The organism is Hymenobacter arcticus, from assembly GCF_054779975.1.
In genome coordinates, this window is the sequence record NZ_BAAGXF010000004.1 from 330,610 (window position 1) to 351,067 (window position 20,458).

The following is a 20,458-nucleotide window of genomic DNA, read 5'->3' on the forward strand; positions in this document are numbered from 1 at the left end:
GCTGATAGCTATTAGCTATTAGCTTTTTTTGGGTGGGAATTGAAAATGAACTGGCGACTGTGAACGAAAGCTATCAGCCATCAGCTAAAAGCTAACAGCTCAAAAAATTACACCCGCTCAATAATCACGGCGTAGCCTTGCCCCACGCCAATGCACATCGTCACCAGCGCGTAGCGCTTTTGCTGCTGATGCAGCTCCAGGGCGGCGGTGTTGAGCAGGCGCGCGCCGCTCATGCCCAGCGGGTGGCCCAGGGCAATGGCCCCGCCGTTGGGGTTGATGCGCGGGTCGTCGTCGGCCAGGCCGAAGGCGCGGATGCAGGCCAGCGACTGCGCCGCGAAGGCTTCGTTGAGCTCAATAAGTTCGATGTCATTGAGTGTCAGCCCCGCTTTTTTGAGCGCGAGGTGGCTGGCCGGCACCGGGCCGATGCCCATGAGGCGGGGTTCGACGCCGGCCACCCCCATGCTCACGATGCGGGCTTTGGGCGTGAGGCCGTGCTGCTTGATGCCGGCCTCGGAGGCGAAAAGTAGGGCGGCGGCTCCGTCGTTGAGGCCCGAGGCGTTGCCGGCCGTTACGGTGCCGCCGGCTTTGCGAAAGGCGGGGCGCAGCTTAGCTAGCCCTTCCAAAGACGTGTCGGGCTTGAGAAACTCATCGGCCGCAAATAGCACGGGCTCGCCCTTGCGCTGCGGAATGGGCACGGGTAGTATCTCGGTGCTAAAGCGGCCCCGCTGCTGCGCGGCGGCGGCTTTTTGCTGCGAGGCGTGGGCAAATGTATCCTGGTCCTCGCGGCTGATGTGGTACTGGTCCACCAGGTTTTCGGCGGTTTCGCCCATGGCGTCGGTGCCATAGGCGGCCTGCATGGTGGGGTTGACGAAGCGCCAGCCAAAGCTTGAATCGGCCATTTGAGAGTCGGTGCCGAAGGCTTTCGAAGGCTTTGACATCACGAAGGGGGCGCGGGTCATGCTCTCGACCCCCCCGGCCACAAACAGGTTGCCGTCGCCGCTCCGAATGGCGCGGGCCGCCGCGATTCCGGCTGATAAGCCACTGGCACACAAGCGATTAATGGTTTCGCCGGACACCGAGTAGGGCAGGCCCGCCAGCAGCGCCGCCATGCGGGCCACGTTGCGATTGTCTTCGCCAGCCTGGTTGGCACAGCCCAAGATTACATCGGCAATGGCGGCCGGGTCGGCCGTGGGGTGGCGGGCCAGCAGCTCGCGGATGGTGAGCGCGGCGAGGTCGTCGGGGCGCACGGCGGCCAGCGTGCCGCCAAAGTTGCCAATGGGCGTGCGCACGCCGTCAATGATATAGGCCTGATTCATAGTATGCTAAATCGTTGTCATGCAGACCGCAGGGCAGCATCTCGCGTGGGGTAGTAGCTAACTCGTTCGAACCACTTGATTACAACCCCACGCGAGATGCTGCCCTGCGGTCTGCATGACATTCACTTATTGGTTTACCTGTCAGTTAGTTAGGCAGGATTGTTCTCCGTGCTGGTGCGGTAGGCCGTGCCCTTAAACAGGGCCAGCCGTAGGCCGTCCTGGTTGCGGATACCCACCTCGTACACGCCCACGCGGTGCTTGAGGCTGGCTTCCTCGGCTTCAATAGTAATAACGTCGCCGGGGCGGCCGGGCTCCAGGTAGTCGATGGTGACGGTGAGGCCCACGCTCTGGCGGCCGTGGGTGTTGCAGGCGATGGAAAACGCCGTGTCGGCGGCCGCAAACGTGACGCCGCCGTGCACCATGCCGAAGCCGTTGAGCATGTCGGGGCGCACCGGCAGGCGCAGGCGGCAATAGCCGGCCCTTACTTCTTCCACAATCACCCCCAGCCACGCGCTGAATGGGTCGCGGGTGGTGAGCCAGTGTTGCACAGCGTGGTGGGGTTCGTGGTGGTCGGCAGAAGTACTCATGGGGTCAGAAAGAATTGATTGTCACGGGCTAACCGGCGCAGCAGCACGCTGGCGCGGTAGCGGTCCTCGTGGTAGTCGTGGTAGAGGCCGTCGAGCGTGGCCAGCACAGTGGCCGGCCCCAACTCGTTGGCCCAGGCCAGCAGGCCTTTGGGGTAATTGACGCCGGTAGTCATGGCCAGCTCCAGGTCGGGGGCCGAGGCCACGCGCAGGTGCAGCGCCTCGGCGGCCTCGTTGATGAGCATGGCCAGCACGCGCTGCACAATGCGCTGGCCCAGCGCAGGGTCGCGGTTGGGCTCGGGCGGGCTGGCCCCGGCGCCGTAGTCGTAGAAACCGCGCCCCGCCTTGCGGCCGTAGTAGCCGGCCTCAAACAGCCGCCGCTGCGTGAACGACGGCCGGTAGCGCGGGTCGTAGAAAAAGGCGGTAAACACCGATTCCGTGACCCGGTAATTGACGTCGTGGCCGATAAAATCCATCAGCGCAAACGGCCCCATGCGGAAGCCGCCCAGCTCAGTCAGGGCCCAGTCGATGGTGGCGATGTCGGCAATGCCTTCCTCTAAAATCCGGATGGCCTCGCCGTAGAACGGCCGCGCCACGCGGTTCACGAGGAAGCCGGGCGTATCCTGGGTGAGCACCGGGCGCTTGCCCCAGCCGGCCACCAGCGCCTTTATTTCGTCGGCCAGCCCGGCGCGGGTTTGCACCGCCGGAATAATTTCGACCAGCTGCATGAGCGGCGCTGGGTTGAAAAAGTGGATGCCGATAAAGCGCTCGGGCCGCTGGCAAGCCGCCGCAATGGAGGTGATGGAGAGCGATGACGTGTTGCTGGCCAGCACGCAATCAGCATCTACAATGGCTTCTACCTGCTTGAAAACCTGCTGCTTCACGGTCAGGTCCTCCACAATGGCCTCGATAACCAGACTGCAATCGGCAAAGTCCTGCATGTCGGCCGTGGGATGGAGGCGGCCGATGGCTGCCTCCGCCATTTCCGTGGTCAGTTTGCCTTTCTCGGCCAGCTTGCGCAGGCTGGCGGCTATGCCGGCCTGGGCTTTTGCAAGGGCCGCCGCGTTCTGGTCGAGCAGGCGCACGGGGTGGCCGGCCGTGGCCACTACCTGTGCAATGCCCGCGCCCATCGCGCCACTGCCAATAATTCCGATGGTCATCATCTACTGGCCGGTGAAGGTGGGCTGGCGCTTTTCTAGGAAAGCCGCTACGCCCTCGCGGTAGTCGGTGGTGTGGCCGGCGCGCAGCTGGTAGTCGCCCTCGGCGCGCAGCTGCTGGGCCACATCGTTGGCGTAGGAGCTATTGAGGAGCTGCTTGGTGTAGGCGAGGCCCTTGGTGGGCAGCTTGGCCATTTTGTGGGCTAGCTTGGCTACTTCCTGGTCAAAGCTTTCGTCGGCAAAAGCTTTATAAATCATGCCCATCTGCACAGCCTCGGCGGCGCTTACTTTGTCGCCGGTGAGCATGAGGGCGCTGGCGCGCTGCATGCCCACGAGGCGGGGTAGAAAGTAGGTGCCGCCACTATCGGGCACCAAACCTATCTTGCTGAAGGCCTGAATAAAGGCGGCTGACTCCTTGGCTACCACGATGTCGCAGGCCAACGCCAGGTTAGCGCCTGCGCCAGCCGCCACGCCGTTTACGGCCGCAATTACGGGTTTCTCCAACTCCCTGATAAGCAACACGATAGGGTTGTAGTGCTTTTCCACAATTTCCGACACGTCGGGCGCGTTGGGCCCCGTTATCTCGGCCAGGTCCTGGCCCGCGCAAAAGGCGCGGCCGGTGCCGGTAAGCACCACGGCCCGCACGGTGGCATCGGCCTGGCAATCACGCAGATGCTGCTGCAAAGCCAGCGCCACGGGCTTGTTGATGCTGTTGAAAACGTCGGGCCGGTTGAAGGTCAGCGTGGCCACGCCGTCGGCGAAAGAGTAGAGCAGGGAGGAATCAGACATGAGAAAGAAAATGTAGCGCGAAGCTTCCGCTTCGTGCGCAAGCGCAGCGAGCATCTCGCGTAGGTAGTCGGTTGGGTTGGCGCGGGGCCGCCTGCTCGCTGCGCTCGCGCATGAAGCAGAAGCTTCGCGCTACTGCTAGGCGTGGCACTTAAAATAGTCGAACGGCTCGCGGCAGTCGTCGCACTGGTACAGCGCCTTGCAGGCCGTGGAGCCGAACTGGCTGACCAAGTGCGTGTGCGCCGACTTGCAAAGCGGACAGCGCACGGCTGTATCCTGACCAAACAGGTTGAGTACGTGGCCAGTAGCCGTGCCATCAATGGGCGGGGCAATGCCGTATTCTTCGAGCTTGGCACGGCCGGCTGCACTCATCCAGTCGGTGGTCCAGGCCGGGCTGATTTGGTTAACAATAGCCACCTGCTTGTACCCTTCGGCCAGCAGCCGCAGCCGGATGTCGGTGGCAATGGCACCCATGGCTGGGCAACCCGAGTAGGTGGGCGTAATGGTAACGATAATCTTCTCACCCTCAATAGCTACCGCCCGCACAATGCCCAGGTCCAAAATGCTGAGCACGGGTACTTCAGGGTCGCTCACTTCTTCCAGCAGCTGCCAGATTGTTTTAGCTGTTAGCTGAGAGCTGTTAGCTGTTAGCTTTTCAGTCATGGCGCGGTTTGTATAAAAAGCTAACAGCTAATAGCTCTCAGCTAACAGCTAAAAAGAGCTACCAGGTGAGGCCGGGGTAGGTGCGCTGCATGTATTGCAGCTCGGTGAGCAGGTAGCCCAAGTGCTCGGAGTGGCGGCCGCTTTTGCCGCCCTGCTGCGCAAACACGCCCGTGGGTTCCGGTACGGTGGCCTCAGCCAGCACGTGGGTGAGGTGGGCCTGCATGGCGGGCAGCAGCGCGGCGTAGTCGGGCACCAGACCTAGGTCTTGCAGCTGGGCTTCGGTGGCGGTGGGCGTGGTCAGTTCGCCCGCAAAGCGCCAGAGGGTGGCAATGGCTTTGTCGAGGCGCTGGCGGCTCTCGGGGGTGCCGTCGCCGAGGCGAATTATCCACTCGGAGCTCCATTTAAGGTGGTAAGCGGCCTCTTTCAGCGACTTCTCGGCGATGGCGGCCAGCTGGGTATCGGGGCCGTTTTTTAGCTCTTTAAGTAGTTGATAATGAAAGTTATCAAATAAAAACTGCCGCACCATGGTGTGGGCAAAGTCGCCGTTGGGCTGCTCGACCAGCAGGGGGTTGCGGTATTCCACGGCGCTGCGCAGGTAGGCGAGGTCGTCTTCGGTGCGGCCCTTGCTTTCGAGCTCGGCGGCGTACTGGTAGTAGCTGCGGGCCTCACCCAGCAGGTCGAGGGCGATGTTGGCCAGGGCCAAATCCTGCTCCAGCACGGGGCCGTGGCCGCACCACTCCGAGAGGCGGTGCGCCAGGATGAGGCTGGTATCAGCCAGCTGCACCACAAAGGGAAACAGCGGGTTGGCGGTGGCGGCCGGGGCAACGATACTTTCAAGCTGGGTAGCTGACATAAACCGCAGAATTACATGTGCTTAATGGAGTCCGGCACGTCGTAAAACGTGGGGTGCCGGTATACTTTATCGGCGGCCGGGTCGAAGAATTCGGCTGCTTCATCGGGGTTGGAGGCGTGAATGTGCTTCGACTCCACCACCCAAATGCTCACGCCTTCGAGGCGGCGCGTGTACACATCGCGGGCGTTTTGCACAGCCATGGCGGCGTCGGCGGCATGCAGGCTACCCACGTGTTTGTGGTCGAGCCCTTGCTTGCTGCGGATAAAGACCTCCCAAAGGGGCCATTCGGAGTTGTTCATGTTGGTGAATTATGCGCCATTTGTCATTGCGAGCCTGCGAAGCAATCGCACCTGAGCGTTGGACGAACGACTGGCACGGGTATCGTTCGAGTGCGATTGCTTCGCAGGCTCGCAATGACAAATGCAGTTGAGTCGCCTAAGCCGCAACTACCTCACGGGCAGCGCGCTTGGCGGCGTGGGCCGAAGCGGCTTCGCGCACCCAGGCACCTTCTTCGTGGGCTTGCACGCGGGCTTGCAGGCGCTCGTGGTTGCACATGCCGTTGCCTTTTACCACGGCCCAGAACTCCTCCCAGTTCACCTCGCCGAAGTCGTAGGCCTGGCGCGCTTCGTTCCACTTCACTTTTTCATCGGGCACGGTGAGGCCCAGAAACTCGGCTTGGGGCACCATCATATCCACAAATTTCTGGCGCAGCTCATCGTTGGTGAAGCGCTTGATGCGCCACTTCATGCTCTGCTCGGTGTTGGGCGAGGCATCGTCGGCGGGGCCAAACATCATGAGCGTGGGCCACCACCAGCGGTTGAGCGACTCCTGGGCCATCTCTTTCTGCGCAGCCGAGCCTTCGCACAGCGTTTGCATCACCTCAAAGCCCTGGCGCTGGTGGAAGCTTTCTTCTTTGCACACGCGCACCATGGCCCGGGCGTAGGGGCCGTAGCTGGTGCGGCATAGCGGCACCTGGTTGAGGATGGCCGCGCCGTCCACGAGCCAACCCACGCAGCCCATATCGGCCCAGCTGAGGGTGGGGTAGTTGAAAATGCTGCTGTATTTGGCCTTGCCACTGTGCAGGTCGGCGAGCATCTGGTCGCGCGAGGTGCCCAGGGTTTCGGCGGCGCTGTAGAGGTAGAGGCCGTGGCCCGCCTCGTCCTGCACCTTGGCCAGGAGGATGGATTTACGCTTGAGCGATGGGGCGCGGGTTATCCAGTTGCCTTCGGGTAGCATGCCAACTAGCTCAGAATGAGCATGTTGCGAAATCTGACGGATGAGCGTTTTTCGGTATGCCTCGGGCATCCAGTCTTTGGGCTCGATGCGAATGTCGGCGTCGATGCGCGCCTGAAACTGGGCTTCGGGGGAGAGGTCTTGGGCGAGGGTTTCCATAGGGCTTCAACGCTAACTAACAAGTGTTAGTTTTTCAAAGGTAAGAAAAGAATGCGAAGTAGCGAGCGGCCCTACTCCACCACCAGGCGGCGGGTAGCCGTGCCCTGGGTGGTGCGCACCCGTACCAGGTATACGCCCTGCGCAGTGCCAGCCGGCAGGGCCAGCGCCTGCTGGCCCGCCGCCAGCCGCTGGGCCAGCACCGTGCGGCCGGTCAGGTCCAGCACGGTTACGTCGAGCGGCCCGGTTACCGGGCTTGCTACCGCAAAGCGGCCGCCGGGGGCGGGATTGGGGTAAAGGCTGAAAGTGGGGTTGCTCGCCGTCCCGGTTGTAGCCGTAACAACGGCCGTGCCGGGCACCGTAATGCGAAACGAGCGCAGGATGCTGCCGTTCTGCGGCTGCCCGTTGCGCACGGTGACGCTCACCGTGGCCGTGCCCCCGCGGGTGCTGCTGATGGTGTAGGGCAGGCTACCCGTGGCGGCCGGGCTGGCATAGCTGAGCACCCCAATGCTCACCAAATCCGGGTCGGAGCTAACGGCCGTTACCGTGAGTGGCAGCACTTGGCTGGGGTCGCCATCGGTGATGCCGGTCAGTGCCACCGGCAGCTGCGTGGCGAGGCTGCGGTTGGCGGTGAGGTCAGCGAGAGCATCCAGGGTGGGCGGACTGGAGGGAATATTTGGTGCTGTGCCTCCGGGATTGTAATAGATTCGGAAGGTGCGCGTGAGGGTATTGTTACTCGGTTGGCCGTCATTGACGGTTACCATTAGGGTACCCAATAAGCGCGGCGTATTATTGGTAACGACCAGTCCAAAATCAAGCCGGCCGGTGGTAGCTGGGCTGATATACGTGATATTGCTGCTATAGCCGCCAAAAATGTTGGGGTCATTCCAAGTGAAGGCCAAGCTCAACGTAAGTAGTTGATTCTCATTTGCGGCCCCCGCCGTAATACCAGAAAGCGGAATGGATAATTGGGCAGCTGAAGTCGCCGTCGTAATCACCACGTCCGGGATGGGGTCTAGGGTGGGCGCGTCGTTCACCGGGTTTACCGTGACCTGGAACGAGCGGGTAATAGTCCCGGTCTGGGCCTGCCCATCGGCGGCGGTAACGGTGATGGTGCAGGTGCCAAAGGCATCGGGGGCCGGCTTGAGGCGCAGGGTACCGGTGCTGGTGGGGCTGAAGTAGGCGATGGTGGGGGTGGGAATAAGCGCCGGGTTGGAGCTGACGGCCGTAAGCGTCACGGCTTGGCCCGGCTCGCCGCCGTTGCTGATGCCGCTGAGGGCAATGGCTTGCTGGGGCGCATCCTCATCGATGGTCAGGTCGGTCAGGGGGTTGAGGGTGGGCGGGTTGTTGGTGTTGGCGCTGGCCCCGGTGTAGTGGTAAATCGTGAGGCTGCCAGTGGTAAAATCAAACGTCGCCACGTCGGTGCGCCCGTCGCGGTCGAAGTCGCCGGCCACGAGCTTCGCGCCGGCCGCGCCAAAGGTGAGCGGCTGGCCCAGGCCCCCGCCCGCCTGCCCCGGCAGCACCGCAAAATTGCCCCCGGCGCTGGCCAGCACATCCACAAGGCCATTGCCATCGAGGTCGGCCACGGCCTGGGGCAATGGGTAAGATATAGTGCTGGCTGGCAGTAGGTTAAATGGCCCTAGTTTGGTGAAGCCCGTGGCCGTGCGCACCAGCTCAGCAATGCCGTACAGGCCGGCGCTCGACTGGTCGAGGCCCAGCAGGTCGGGGAGGCTGTCACCGGTAACATCAGCCAGCTGGACACCGCCCGCGGCCAGAAAAAGGGGCACCACGGGTAGGGCGGCCGGCGCGTCATAGCCCGTGTTGGCCGCGTTGCGGGCCAGCACCAGGAGCTGGGTGCCGGTGGCGGCGGTACTGGCTTGCACCTGCACCAACACGTCGGGCTTGCCATCGCGCGTAAAATCAGCCACTACCTGCCCCACCAGCCGTTCGCTCAGCAGCAGCGCTGGCGCGTCGAAGCCCGTGCCGTTGTTGCGCAGCTCCACCAGCTGCGCCAAGCCGGTTAGTGGATTAAGGTCGCCCAAAATCAGCAGGAGGTCTGGCAAGCCATCCGCGTTCATATCCTGCACGTCGATGGTGAAGGCGGCCGCATCCAGCCGGCGCGGGCCGCCCAGGTCGAGGGGCAGGGCAGTGGTGAAGCCATTGCCGCTGCCCAGGTTGCGCAGCAGCACCAGCCCCAGGCTGCCGCCCACCAGCAGGTCGGGTGCGCCGTTGGCATCCACGTCGGCCGCCTTTAGATAAGTGGGAGAAGCGCCCGCTTCCAGGGTTAGGGGCGGGCCATAGCCGCCCTGCCCGTCGCTGAGCAGCAGGTTCAGCTTGTTATCGGCCAGCACCGCAAAATCGGGGTAGTTATCGGCGTTGAAATCGGCAGTGGCCAGGGCCGACGAGCCAACCCGCGAAGTGCCCAGCGGGTAGCTCGTGGCCCGGTATGAATTCGCGTTCAGCCCTGGCCCGGCAAACGTGACCGTGAAAAACGGCGTGCCCGAAGCCAGTGATGAGCCCAGCTGCCGGGTTGCCAGGTTCGCCACCGTAACCGGCGCCACCGACGAAGCCCCCACTGGTACCCGCACCGTCAGCTGGGTGGCCGTGGCCGCCGTTACCGTAGCGCGCCCAATACCGAAATACACCGCGTTTTGCGCCGGGGTGGCGGCAAAGCCCGCGCCGGTAATGGTTACCGTGGCCCCCGCCGCCGCCGCGGTAGGGGCAAGCGCAGTGACGATAGGCTGCGCCGCCGCCGCAAAGTGCAAGGTCAGGGCCAGGCCTAACAGCGTGCCCAGGCGGCCCGCGAGTAGGAAGAGGTGTTTCATAGGTTCCGGGTAGCATTAGTTTGCTAGCTGATAGCAAATTAACGAATATTTGGTTGCATAAAGTACTAGCTCAACAGTTAGGTCGCCTAGCTATACTTTCACCGTATCATCGCCCAGCACATCCTGCACGTACAGCATTTTTACCAGCACGGTCAAAATAGCGATGATGGGCGTGGCCAGTGTGAGCCCCAGCAAGCCCGTAAACGAGCCAATAATGAGCTGCCCCACCAAAATGAGTGCCGGCGGCAGCGAAATGAGCCGCTGCTGCAACACCGGCGACACGGCCGCACTCTCCAGCGTTTGGGCGCCCAGGTACAGCAGCAGCACGTAGAGCGCCATGTGCGGGCCGCCGTTGAAGAAAGCCAGCAGTAGCGCCGGCACCATCGACACCACCGGCCCGATGTTGGGAATGAATGTAACTAGGCCCGCAAACAGCCCCAGCACCGCCGCCAGCGGCATGCCTAAAAAGCTGAGGCCCACCACGGTGAGTACCCCCACAAAAAGCATGGAGGCTAGCCGGGCCAGCACCCAGTTCACGAGCGTACTGCTGATTTTGTCGAGTACCTCGTTGGCGCGGGCGCGGCCGGCTTTGGGCACCAGCAGCACCAGGCCGTGGCGGTAGGTTTTGGGTTGAATAACCAGAAACACGGCCAGAAATAATATCACGTAGCCATCGGCCAGGATGCTGAAAGTGGTCGAAAAGATGCCCGTGGCGCGACCCAGCCACTCCGAGGTGCCGCCCATAATCTTGCGGTAGTCGAAGTTTTCGCCGGCCAGCCGCTGGCCCCATTCCGTGCCGCTGATGCGGGCTTGGGCATTACGAATGGCCTGGGGTAGCTGCTGCTGCAAATCACTCACCTGCTCGCTGAGCTTGGCCGAAAACAGCCAGCCCATGCCCACCAGCAGTGCCAGCAGCAGCAGCGAGAGTAGCACAACCGCTAGCCCCTCGGGTAGGCCCACGCGGCGGTGCAGCCAGGCGCCACCCGCCCGCAGGGGCAAGGCAATGAGCAGCGCCGCCAGCAGCCGTAAAAACACGCCAAAGGCCAGGCCCAGCAGGCCCGTGAGCGCCAGTATCAGCAGGGTGATGCCTACTGCGATGCACACGCGCTGCACGTAAGAAGTTAAGGAAGTGCGAGTTGCGGAAGTAGCGGGTTGGTCCATGAGTAAGGAGGAGAAAGGCAACGCCCGGGCCGGCATCCCGGTGGGCAAAGGGCTTACGACCAAAGCCGCCCGCTGGCCGAAAAACCGCACCGTAGCGCGCCACAAGCCCCTTGCCTACTCGTCAAAATCAATAGTAACCTCGGCCGTGGTGGGCCGCGCCTGGCAGGTGAGCACGTAGCCCTTGGCCACCTCCGTTTCGGAGAGCGAGTAGTTGACATCCATGGCGGCGGTGCCCCCCGTGACGCGGGCGCGGCAGGTGCTGCACATGCCGTTTTTGCACGAGTAGGGCGCGTCGATGCCGGCGGCCAGGGCTGCATCGAGCACGGTATCACCATAATACGACATGTCGAGACGGTAGCCGCGGCCGTCGAGGCGCAGAGTCACCTGACTCTTCTGGTCGTCGTCGCCCACCGGGCGCACGGTTTTGGGTTTGGTGGGGCCACCAGCGGAGGCGAACAACTCAAAGTGAATGGCTTCGGGGGCTACGCCGGCTTCGGTAAGGGCCTGTTTCACGCCGTGAATCATCTCCTCGGGGCCGCAGATGAAGCACTCGTCGAGGCGGGCGGCGGGCAGCGCCGTTTGCAGCAGCTGGACAGTTTTGGGATAGTCGAGGCGGCCAAAAAACAGGTCGCTGTCGCCCTGCTCGCGGCTCAGCACGTGAAACACGCTCAGGCGCTGCACAAACTTATTCTTCAGGCCCTCAATCTGTTCCTTGAAAATAATGGAGTTGCGCCCCCGGTTGCCATACACCAAATACACCCGGCTGGCCGGCTCGGTTAGCAAAATCGTCTTGGCGATGCTCAGAATGGGCGTGATGCCGCTGCCGGCCGCAAACAGCGCGTAGCTTTTGGCCTGCGTGGGGTGCAGGCTGGCCGTGAAGCGGCCCTGCGGCGGCATCACGTCGAGGGTGTCGCCGGGGCGCAGGCCGTCGTCCACGGCCAGGGTCGAGAAGCGACCGTCGGGCACCTTCTTGATGGCCACGCGCCACTCGTTGTCCAACGGGCTGCTGCACAGCGAGTAGCTGCGGCGCAGCTCCTCGCCCTGGTGCTCGCGGCGCAGGGTCAGGTATTGGCCGGGCTGGTAGCTGAACGCCTCGCGCAGCTCGGCCGGCACCTCGAAGGAAAGCGACACGCAGTCGGGCGTTTCGCGGGTCACGCTCTTAATAACTAATTTATGGAAACGACTCATTTAGTGTATTTTACGATATGTACTAATCGTTGTCATGCTTATCTGGCGTCCGCTTGTCGAAGCATCTCTACCACGCCGCTTAGGTTACTGATTTTCACGGCGTGGTAGAGATGCTTCGGCAAGCGGACGCCAGATAGGCATGACGTTCTTTTTTCAACTCAGAAACTCCTAGTTACTTCACCTCCCGCAAGTCCTTCACCCGGTTCAGCTTGCCGCCTTCGCTGCGGGGCAACTGCCCACAGCCCAGTAAGTTGACCCGCATGCTGAGGCCGATGTTATCCTTTATTTTTTTGGCGAAGCTGCCTTGGAGCTGGCGCAGGCACTCGTGCTGCGCCAGGTGCTCGGCGGTGAGGGTGGCCCTGGCCAGACCCAGCTCGCGCAGCAGGGTTTCGGCTACTTCCACATTCACTTCCACCTCGTCGAGGCTGCCGCGGCGGGTGGCCACTACCTGATAGTGCGGGCTGGCGTGCGCCAGGCCATTGATGATGTCCTCAACCTGCGTGGGGAAAAAATTGACTCCCCGAATGATGAGCATATCATCAGCCCGGCCCCGGATGGGGCCCATTTTCACGTGGGTGCGCTTCACCGAGTGGTCGTAGTAGATGTTGGTGATATCGCCCGTCCAGTAGCGCAGAATGGGCATGGCTTTCTTGGTCAACGTACTGAAAACCAATACGCCAAACTCACCTTCGGCTACGGGCTCGCCGGTGTCTTTGTCCACCACTTCGGGGTAAAAGTGGTCTTCCCAGATGTAGCTGCCGGTACCGCGCTCGTCCACGTCTTCCTGCGAGATGCCGGGTCCGAGTATTTCGCTGAGGCCGTAGATGTTGGTGGCCGCCACGTGCAGGCCCCCCTGCACCTGCTGGCGGATGGCCTCCGTCCAGGGCTCGGCGCCGAGCACGGCCAGCTGGAGGTTAATGGCCTCCGGAGCGATGCTGCGCCGCTGCATTTCCTCGGCCAGCACCTGGGCGTAGGAGGGTGTGGCACAGATGATTTCAGGTCGAAAATCCTGCAACAGTTGCAGCTGGCGGTCGGTGCTACCGCCCGATACCGGAATGACCGTGAGGCCCAGCCGCTCGGCCCCGTAGTGGATACCCAGGCCGCCCGTGAAGAGACCATAGCCGTAGGCATTCTGCAATTTCATGCCCGGCCGGCAGCCTGCGGCGGCCAGCGAGCGGGCCACTACTTCCGAGAAAATAGCGAGGTCGCCGGCCGAGTAGCCCACCACCGTGGCCTTGCCCGTGGTGCCGCTGGAGCAGTGCAGCCGCGCCACCTCGGCCTCGGGCACCGCAAACAGGCCGAAGGGGTAATTATTCCGAAAATCAGCCTTCTTCGTGAAGCCCAGCTTGGGCAAATCCGCCAGCCCACGAAAGGTGGCGGGGTTGATGCCCGCCTCAGCAAACTTGCGTTGGTAGAACGGCACCCGCGCCGCCAGGTAAGCCACTTGCTCTTGGAGCCGGGCGTTTTGCAGGGCGCGCAGCTGGGGTAAGGGCAGCCGCTCGATGTCGGGTTGGAAGAGCATGGCAGGGCTAGGGTAGGAGAGATAGTCAGCCTAACACCGCAAAACTAACGAACGTTTGTTAATAGCCCTGTCTTCCCCAGCGCTACCGCCGCTCGCTGGCCACATCCGTTGCCGAGCGGTGAAAATACTTGCGGCGCAGCGCGTGCCGCACATCAGCCGGAATGGCCGCGCCGGCCGCGTAGCCACTCAAAACGGCCTGCTCGCGCTCGGGGCTGTAGCGGCCGGCCTGGGCCAGCCCCACCACTACCGGCGCCGCGCCCACCACGCTACCAATGATGGCCCCGCGCAGGGTTGCGGCCTCGGTGGCCAGGCTGGCCCCGGCCCCGGCTGTGTGCACGCCGTGCCCACGTTTTTGCACAAACAACTTGTGCACCGCAAAAGCCGTGTCGCGGCTCTGGGCAAAGCTGGGGTGGGTGCTGGCCAGCAGCAGCGCGGCCGCGAAAAGTAGCTTGGTCATAGAGACGCAAGTTACTTTTCGCGGCTGTTGGGGCGGGTGCGTAGGGCTGGGCAGCGGCGGAAGTTAAATCTTCAGCAGCTCCGCTTCCTTATGGCCCGCCAGCTGCTGCCACAGCAAAATGAGCACGGCCTGGGTGGTGTACTCAATGTTGGTCTGGCGGCCGCGGTCAATGCTGATTTGGCGGCTCACGGTGCCGGCCGGGGTAGCGCAGGCGATGAAAATGGTGCCCACCGGCTTGAGCGGCGTGCCGCCGCCGGGGCCGGCAATGCCACTGGTGGCCAGGGCCACATCGCAGCCCAGGCGGGCGCGGGCGCCCTCGGCCATTTCGCGCACGGTAGCTTCGCTCACCGCGCCGTGCTCGCCCAGCGTTTCGGCATTTACGCCTAACATGCTTTCTTTCAAATCATTATCATACGCCACTACGCTGCCGCGGAAGTAGGCCGAGCTGCCTGGTACGCTGGTAAGGCGCTGGGCTACCGCGCCGCCGGTGCAGCTTTCGGCGGTGCCGAGCTGCCAGTTTTTGGCTTTAAGTAGCTGGCCCACTACCACTTCCAGCGGCGAGTCTTCCTCGGCAAAAATGTAGCTGCCTATGCGTTCGCGCAGGGCGGGCAGCAGGGCCAGCATGCGGGGGCGCAAGTCGCCCTGGCCGTCGGCGGTGCCGGTGAGGCGCAGGCGCACGCTGCCCAGGCTGGGCAGGTAGGCCAGCTTAATATTGGGTGGCAGGGCGCTTTCCCAGTCCTTGATTTTCTCGGCCAGAAACGACTCGCCCAGGCCGGCCGTCATCACCACCACGTGTTCGATAGGGGCGAGCTGAAACTTGGCCTGGAGCTTGGGCAGCACTTCATCGGTCATCAGCTTTTTCATTTCGAAGGGTACGCCGGGCATGCTAATAAACACGGTGCCAGCATCTTCTATCCACATGCCGGGCGCGGTGCCCACGGCGTTGTGCAGCACCTCGGTGCCGGCGGGCACCATCGCCTGCTGGCGGTTCACGTCGAGCATGGGGCGGTTGAAGCGTCGGAATATCTCCTCCACGTGGCGCAGCGTAGGCGCGTGCTCTACCAGCTCGCGGCCGAAGTAGCGGGCCAGTACGTGCTTGGTGAGGTCGTCTTTGGTGGGGCCGAGGCCGCCGGTCATCAAGATGACGCTGACGCGCTGGCGGGCCTGGTCGAGGGCGGCCACTATCTCGTCGGCGCGGTCGCTCACGCTCGTTATCTGGCGCACGCGCAGGCCCAGGCGGCCCAGCTGCTGGCCCATAAAGGCCGAATTGGTATCCACGACCTGCCCATAGAGCAGCTCGTCGCCGATTGTCATGATTTCAACGTCCATCGAGAAGGAATAGAATAGTTTGGCCGGGTTTTAGGGAGAACTTTGCGGCGCGGTGCTCGCAGGACAGCTATACGGGCCGTCCGGTTTTCAGGCCCCGCTTTTTCTCTTTTCCCTGCATGAAAAATCTACTCCTGGCGCTGGCCCTTTGCAGCGCCGCCCCGGCCCTGGCCCAAACCACCAAAAAAGCTACTACCACCAAAAAAACCACCGTCGTCAAGAAAGCGGCGGTAAAAGCCCCCGTTAAAAAGACGACTACCACCAAAACCGTAGCGGCGCCCGCGCCGGCCCCCGTGCCCGTGGCGCCCCTCACCGAAGCCGAAGCCAGCACCGGCTTGCGCGAGGCCCTCACTACCGGCATCACCAAGGCCGTGGCTTTCGCGTCCGAGCCCGACGGCTTCAACCTGAACGACGATATCCGCATTCCCTTCCCGCCCGATGCGCAGCTCGTGGCCACCACGCTCAACTCGCTGCCCGGCCCGCTGGGCAAGCAAGCCGTGGAGCAAGCCACCAACCTCATGAACCGTGCCGCCGAAGCCGCCGCGCCCGCTGCTAAAGACATATTCCTCAATGCGTTGCAAAACCTCTCGCTCCCCGATGCGCTTTCGCTCGTGACCAGCGGCAGCAAGGATGCCGCTACCCAGCTGCTGCGCAAAAACTCGGAAACGGCCCTCAACGCCGCCCTGCGCCCCAGCATCGTGCAGAGCCTCGACCAAGTGGGCGCCAACGCCGCCTACGGCAAGCTCATCGACCGCTACAACAAGATTCCGCTGATGACGCCCGCCAAAAACAACCTCACCGACTACGTCACGGCCCAAACCGTGGACGGCCTCTTTGTGCTACTGGCCCAGCAGGAAGCTAAAATCCGCCAGAACCCGGCCGCGCAGTCGTCAGCCATCCTCAAGCGCGTGTTTGGCGGTAAGTAGGTAAGATTAGGCTGTAAGGCTCTAAAAAAGAACGTCATGCTGAGCTTGCCGAAGCATCTCTACCACGCCAGTAGGTTAGTAACCCTAGCGGCGCAGTAGAGAGGCTTCGGCAAGCTCAGCATGACGTTCTTTATTAAGGCTTTACAGCCCACTATTACCTACTCTAGTAATCGCTGTCGTAGTCATCGCCGCGGCCGCGGCTGCGCGAGCTGCCGCCGAACGCATCGTCGTCGTCCTCCGCATCAAGGTCGTCCTCGTCGTCGAGGGGGCTAAGGCCGCTGCTGCCGTCGGGGTCTTCGGCGGCCTGGGCAGTGGTAAATTCTTCTTCGGTCATGGAGGCGAGGTCGAGCGCCTCGTCGTGCGAGGAGCCAGTATCGCACCACATCAGGTAGTCGGCGTATTTAGCCGACAGCTGGTCTTCGCCCGAGCCTTTGGTTTTGGCGCCGCCCGTGCGGGCGTAAGCGTCGAGGTTATCATCGTCGTCGAGGGCGTCGTCGTCTAGGTTATCGTACTGTCGCATACCAAAAAGGGCAATAGAGAGTAATTAAATGAGGTTTTAAAAGCGCTGCGAAGATACGGGCAGCGGCGAAATAGGGTTGGGCCCGGCAGCCTCCTAAAACCAATTGGCTAGCCGGGCAGCGGCACTCTACGGTAGATTTCGGCCAGGGGTAGCTCCAGGCCCAAGGCCGGCAGCGGTACCACGGCGGCCAACCCTTCAAAAGTCTCGAAGGCCCATACCTTGGGCTCGCGCCAGCTCGCCAAGCGTACTATGGCTTGCGTGCTCTCGATGAGCAGGTAATGGCGCAGGGTAGGAATATCCTTATAAAGGATGAATTTGCCTACGCGGTCGTACTCCCCCGTGCTCATGGAAATAACCTCGGCCAGCATCACGGGGTTTAGCAAGGTATCTAGGTACTTATCGGGCGCGAACTGGGGCGACCCGCAAACCACCGACAAGTCGGGATAGGTATAAAGCCCGTTTTCCTTAATTTGTAGCCGCATATCGCTTATTTGTACCGTGCAGTCGCGCGCGCAGAGCGAGGTTGAGTACCGTAGCGGTATTCAGGTCCACCAAGTTGTGCGCATAGCTGGCACCGGCCATCGCGTATACCTGGCCTTGGTAATACTCGCTCTTGAACGTGGCTGCCCGCTCAGCAGCCAGGTACTCTTCGGGCGAAACAGGGGTGAACTCAGATTGGCGGAGGGCAGACATGGCACTGAGATAGGATTTACTCAAAAGTAAGCAGCAGTCAATAGCTCCTACTGGAAGTCGGTAATCAGCACCTGTGCTTCGCAAAAGGCATATTCGGCTGGCACGTTGGACGATACAATAACCAGCCGGCCGGCGTCGCGCACGCGGGCCACGTGCTCCAGGTACCAGGCCGCGCCCTGGGCGTCGAGGTTGGTGGTGGGCTCATCCAGCAGCAGCAGCGGGGCGGCCGCATACAAGGCCAGCCCCAGCTTGAGGCGCTGCTTCATGCCCGACGAGAACGTGCGCACCGGCTGGTGGCGCGCCTTCTGCAAGTACATGATTTCAACCAGGTCAGTGACTGACACCCCGGGTTGCAGTGGTTTGAGCCTGGTATGAAAGGCCAGCAACTCCAGCAAGGTGAAGTCTTCGGGCAACTCCAGATAAGGCGCACAGTAGGCCAGCTGGCGCGGCACCTCCGTTATGGGTAGCGATTTCCCACTAATGGCCCACTCGTAGCTTACCGTGCCCTCGCTAGGTAGCAACTGCCCAGCCAAAATACTTAGCAGCGTACTTTTGCCCGCGCCGTTGGGCCCCAGAATGGCCGTAGCCGTACCAGGCTGAAACGCGTGGCTCAGCTGCCGAAATATCCATTGGCGGCCGTAGCGGCGGCCCAGGTTTTGGGCGTCAATTTGTAAAGCCATTAGCTGGTAGCTGCTTGCTTTTAGCTGGCAGGCAAAAGATACCCACTAGAAGCAAGCAGCTCAACGAGTTAGTCAATGCCTTCTTCGAGCAGTGCGCCGCGGGTCGGGCCTTTGATGATGCCGCGCGCGGCCGAACGTATAAACTCCACTACTTGGTCGCGCTCGGGCAGGGCGGGCAGCTCGGTTTCGATGCGGCTGAGGGCATCCTGCATGGGTAAGCCGCTGAGGTACAGCGTGCGGTACATCTCGTGGATGGCATTGACCTGCTCTTCGCCAAAGCCCCGGCGGCGCAGCCCTACTGAATTCACGCCGGCGTAGGTGAGGGGCTCGCGGGCGGCCTTCACGAAGGGTGGCACGTCTTTGCGCACCAGCGAGCCGCCAGCGATGAACGCGTGCGACCCAATGTTGGTAAACTGATGGATGGCCGTGGTGCCACCAATAATGGCCCAGTCGCCCACCTGCACATGGCCCGCCATTTGGGTGGCGTTGGAAATCACGCAGTGGTCGCCCACCAGGCAGTCGTGGGCAATGTGCACGTAGGCCTGCAACAGGCAGTGGCTGCCCACCACCGTGCGGCCGCGGTCCACGGTGCCGCGGTTCACGGTCACGCACTCGCGCAGCACGCTGTAATCGCCAATGTGTGCGGTAGTTACCTCGCCGGCAAACTTGAGGTCCTGCGGGATGCCCGAAATGACCGCGCCCGGAAAAATCTGACAGTTGGCCCCGATGCGCGCCCCGTCCATGATAACTGCGTTGGGCCCAATCCAGGTGTTTTCGCCAATCTCCACGTCGCCAGCAATGTAGGCAAACGGTTCGACGGTTACCCCCGGCGCGAGCCGGGCAGCAGGGTGGATATGGGCAAGGGGAGAAAGCATTTTTTCAATTAACAATTAACAATGAGCAATTAACAATTATCGAACAAAGGCAAAACGCACCGAAAGTCAGGCGAATTGCTCACTGCTCATTGATAATTGTTCATTGAACTAAACGTTGTCCTTGCGAACGATGGCGGCGCTCATCTCGGCGTCGCACACTACTTTACCATTCACGAAGGCCTGGCCTTTCATTTTGGCAATGCCGCGCTTGATGGGGGCCGTGAGCTGGCAGTGAAAAATGATGGTGTCGCCGGGCAGCACCTTCTTGCGGAAGCGCGCGTTTTCGATGCCCAAAAAGTACTGCCAGTAATTTTCGGGGTCGGGCACAGTGCTCATTACCAGAATGCCACCGGTTTGGGCCATGGCTTCAATCTGCATCACGCCGGGCATCACGGGGTTACCCGGAAAGTGCCCCTGGAAGAAGGGCTCGTTCATGGTGATGTTCTTCACGGCCGTCACCGACGTGCCGTCGAGGTGAATGACTTTGTCGAGCAGTAAAAACGGGTAGCGATGGGGCAGCACCTGCATAATGCGGTTGATGTCCATCACCGGGGTGCGGCTGGGGTCGTAGAAGGGCACCGGGCTGGTGCGGTCTTCCAGCATCTTCTTTTTAATACGCTTGGCGAAGGCTACGTTGGCGGCGTGGCCGGGGCGGGCGGCCAGAATCTGGCCTTTCAGGGGGCGGCCCACCAGGGCAAGGTCGCCCACGAGGTCGAGCAGCTTGTGGCGGGCCGGCTCGTTTTTATAGCGCAGGTCCACGTTGTTGAGGATGCCTTCCTTCTTCACCGACACCTTGGGCTTGCCCAGCATGGCGGCCAGCTCATCGAGCTCGTCTTCGCCCACCACGCGGTCAACTACCACAATCGCATTGCTGAGGTCGCCGCCCTTGATGAGGTTGGACTTGTAGAGCTGCTCCAGCTCGTGCAGAAAGCAAAACGTGCGCGACGAGGCAATTTCGCTCTCAAACTGCTTGATGTCGGTGAGCGTGGCGTGCTGCGAGCCCAGCACCGGCGAGTTGTAGTCTACCATTACCGTGAGGCGGTAGTCGGCCAGCGGTAGGGCCGCAATCTCCACGCCCCGCGCATTGTCCATGTAGCGGATGGTGTCGGGAATCTCGTAGTAGTTGCGCAGCGCGTTCTGCTCCTCAAAGCCCACCTCGTTGAGGGCCTTGATAAACTCGTACGACGAGCCATCCATGATGGGCGGCTCGGGGCCGCTGAGCTGGATAAGCACGTTGTCGAGCTGCAAGCCTACCAGGGCCGCCAGCGTGTGCTCCACGGTGTTGATGCGGGCGCCGTTTTGCTCGATGGTGGTGCCCCGCGAGAGGTCCACCACGTTATCTACGTCGGCATCGACGAGGGGCTGGCCGGGCAAATCGACGCGCTGAAACTTGTAGCCGTGGCCCACCGGAGCGGGGCAGAAGGTCATGGTGGCCTCTGCGCCCGTGTGCAGCCCGATGCCCCGCACCGTGACGGGGGCTTTGATGGTATGTTGTTTGTCGTTCATTATCTAGCTGTTAGCTATTGGCTAGTAGCTG

Annotated in this window: 21 protein-coding genes; 1 reads left to right on the forward strand and 20 read right to left on the reverse strand. The window is 62.1% G+C overall.

From position 1 onward, the window contains the following. Nucleotides 1-107: 107 nt before the first annotated feature. The 14 genes from pcaF to ACYVGC_RS10220 all read right to left on the reverse strand — a co-directional run bounded on the left by pcaF (nucleotide 108) and on the right by ACYVGC_RS10220 (nucleotide 15,230). Nucleotides 108-1,316 carry a thiolase family protein gene (gene pcaF, locus ACYVGC_RS10155; protein ID WP_460583711.1) on the reverse strand — a complete coding sequence of 403 codons (1,209 nt, stop codon included), beginning with the start codon at nucleotides 1,314-1,316 and terminating at the stop codon, nucleotides 108-110. A gap of 149 nt (nucleotides 1,317-1,465) precedes the next feature. Continuing rightward, the gene (locus ACYVGC_RS10160) at nucleotides 1,466-1,903 is read right to left on the reverse strand and encodes a PaaI family thioesterase (RefSeq protein ID WP_460583712.1); all 438 of its coding nucleotides are present in this window, start codon (nucleotides 1,901-1,903) and stop codon (nucleotides 1,466-1,468) included. After that, nucleotides 1,900-3,063 (reverse strand): 3-hydroxyacyl-CoA dehydrogenase NAD-binding domain-containing protein, encoded by a 1,164-nt coding sequence (locus ACYVGC_RS10165; protein WP_460583713.1) that lies wholly within the window; start codon nucleotides 3,061-3,063, stop codon nucleotides 1,900-1,902. The genes ACYVGC_RS10160 and ACYVGC_RS10165 overlap by 4 nt, the downstream gene beginning before the upstream one ends. Further along, the gene (locus ACYVGC_RS10170) at nucleotides 3,064-3,846 is read right to left on the reverse strand and encodes an enoyl-CoA hydratase-related protein (RefSeq protein WP_460583714.1); all 783 of its coding nucleotides are present in this window, start codon (nucleotides 3,844-3,846) and stop codon (nucleotides 3,064-3,066) included. It lies immediately after the preceding gene. Nucleotides 3,847-3,981: 135 nt separating this feature from the next. Continuing rightward, nucleotides 3,982-4,506, reverse strand: a complete 525-nt coding sequence (paaD, locus tag ACYVGC_RS10175) for a PaaD family protein (protein ID WP_460583715.1) — start codon at nucleotides 4,504-4,506, stop codon at nucleotides 3,982-3,984. Between the two features lie 58 nt (nucleotides 4,507-4,564). Continuing rightward, on the reverse strand, nucleotides 4,565-5,359 hold the full coding sequence (paaC, locus tag ACYVGC_RS10180; RefSeq protein ID WP_460583716.1) for a 1,2-phenylacetyl-CoA epoxidase subunit PaaC: 795 nt from the start codon (nucleotides 5,357-5,359) through the stop codon (nucleotides 4,565-4,567). 11 nt (nucleotides 5,360-5,370) lie between these two features. Continuing rightward, entirely contained in the window at nucleotides 5,371-5,658 is a 288-nt protein-coding gene (gene paaB, locus ACYVGC_RS10185; protein ID WP_133655299.1) for a 1,2-phenylacetyl-CoA epoxidase subunit PaaB, read from the reverse strand. 136 nt (nucleotides 5,659-5,794) lie between these two features. Next, entirely contained in the window at nucleotides 5,795-6,751 is a 957-nt protein-coding gene (paaA, locus tag ACYVGC_RS10190) for a 1,2-phenylacetyl-CoA epoxidase subunit PaaA (RefSeq protein WP_460583717.1), read from the reverse strand. 71 nt (nucleotides 6,752-6,822) lie between these two features. Next, the gene (locus tag ACYVGC_RS10195; RefSeq protein WP_460583718.1) at nucleotides 6,823-9,573 is read right to left on the reverse strand and encodes a T9SS type A sorting domain-containing protein; all 2,751 of its coding nucleotides are present in this window, start codon (nucleotides 9,571-9,573) and stop codon (nucleotides 6,823-6,825) included. Between the two features lie 90 nt (nucleotides 9,574-9,663). Then, nucleotides 9,664-10,734, reverse strand: a complete 1,071-nt coding sequence (locus ACYVGC_RS10200) for an AI-2E family transporter (protein WP_460583719.1) — start codon at nucleotides 10,732-10,734, stop codon at nucleotides 9,664-9,666. Nucleotides 10,735-10,848: 114 nt separating this feature from the next. Then, entirely contained in the window at nucleotides 10,849-11,922 is a 1,074-nt protein-coding gene (paaE, locus tag ACYVGC_RS10205; protein WP_460583720.1) for a 1,2-phenylacetyl-CoA epoxidase subunit PaaE, read from the reverse strand. 172 nt (nucleotides 11,923-12,094) lie between these two features. Next, the gene (locus ACYVGC_RS10210; RefSeq protein WP_460583721.1) at nucleotides 12,095-13,444 is read right to left on the reverse strand and encodes a phenylacetate--CoA ligase; all 1,350 of its coding nucleotides are present in this window, start codon (nucleotides 13,442-13,444) and stop codon (nucleotides 12,095-12,097) included. An 82-nt stretch (nucleotides 13,445-13,526) separates the two neighbouring features. Beyond that, a complete protein-coding gene (locus ACYVGC_RS10215; RefSeq protein WP_460583722.1) occupies nucleotides 13,527-13,901 on the reverse strand; it encodes a hypothetical protein in 375 nt (124 codons plus the stop codon). A 63-nt stretch (nucleotides 13,902-13,964) separates the two neighbouring features. Next, nucleotides 13,965-15,230, reverse strand: coding sequence for a competence/damage-inducible protein A (locus tag ACYVGC_RS10220; RefSeq protein WP_460583723.1), 1,266 nt, complete (start codon nucleotides 15,228-15,230; stop codon nucleotides 13,965-13,967). A 116-nt stretch (nucleotides 15,231-15,346) separates the two neighbouring features. On the opposite strand from ACYVGC_RS10220, the gene ACYVGC_RS10225 reads away from it, so the two are divergent. After that, nucleotides 15,347-16,153, forward strand: a complete 807-nt coding sequence (locus tag ACYVGC_RS10225) for a DUF4197 domain-containing protein (protein ID WP_460583724.1) — start codon at nucleotides 15,347-15,349, stop codon at nucleotides 16,151-16,153. 163 nt (nucleotides 16,154-16,316) lie between these two features. On the opposite strand, the gene ACYVGC_RS10230 is transcribed toward ACYVGC_RS10225, so the two are convergent. The 6 genes from ACYVGC_RS10230 to ACYVGC_RS10255 form a co-directional block, all read right to left on the reverse strand. Continuing rightward, on the reverse strand, nucleotides 16,317-16,673 hold the full coding sequence (locus ACYVGC_RS10230) for a hypothetical protein (protein WP_460583725.1): 357 nt from the start codon (nucleotides 16,671-16,673) through the stop codon (nucleotides 16,317-16,319). A gap of 107 nt (nucleotides 16,674-16,780) precedes the next feature. Continuing rightward, a complete protein-coding gene (locus ACYVGC_RS10235) occupies nucleotides 16,781-17,155 on the reverse strand; it encodes a Uma2 family endonuclease (RefSeq protein ID WP_460583726.1) in 375 nt (124 codons plus the stop codon). After that, nucleotides 17,139-17,366 (reverse strand): hypothetical protein, encoded by a 228-nt coding sequence (locus tag ACYVGC_RS10240; protein ID WP_460583727.1) that lies wholly within the window; start codon nucleotides 17,364-17,366, stop codon nucleotides 17,139-17,141. Before ACYVGC_RS10240 ends, ACYVGC_RS10235 begins: the two co-directional genes overlap by 17 nt. 47 nt (nucleotides 17,367-17,413) lie before the next feature. Further along, complete coding sequence (locus tag ACYVGC_RS10245; protein WP_460583728.1) at nucleotides 17,414-18,046, reverse strand: ABC transporter ATP-binding protein; 633 nt, start codon at nucleotides 18,044-18,046, stop codon at nucleotides 17,414-17,416. 68 nt (nucleotides 18,047-18,114) lie between these two features. Continuing rightward, the gene (lpxA, locus tag ACYVGC_RS10250; RefSeq protein WP_460583729.1) at nucleotides 18,115-18,921 is read right to left on the reverse strand and encodes an acyl-ACP--UDP-N-acetylglucosamine O-acyltransferase; all 807 of its coding nucleotides are present in this window, start codon (nucleotides 18,919-18,921) and stop codon (nucleotides 18,115-18,117) included. A gap of 108 nt (nucleotides 18,922-19,029) precedes the next feature. Next, the gene (locus ACYVGC_RS10255) at nucleotides 19,030-20,427 is read right to left on the reverse strand and encodes a bifunctional UDP-3-O-[3-hydroxymyristoyl] N-acetylglucosamine deacetylase/3-hydroxyacyl-ACP dehydratase (RefSeq protein WP_460583730.1); all 1,398 of its coding nucleotides are present in this window, start codon (nucleotides 20,425-20,427) and stop codon (nucleotides 19,030-19,032) included. Nucleotides 20,428-20,458: the final 31 nt, after the last annotated feature.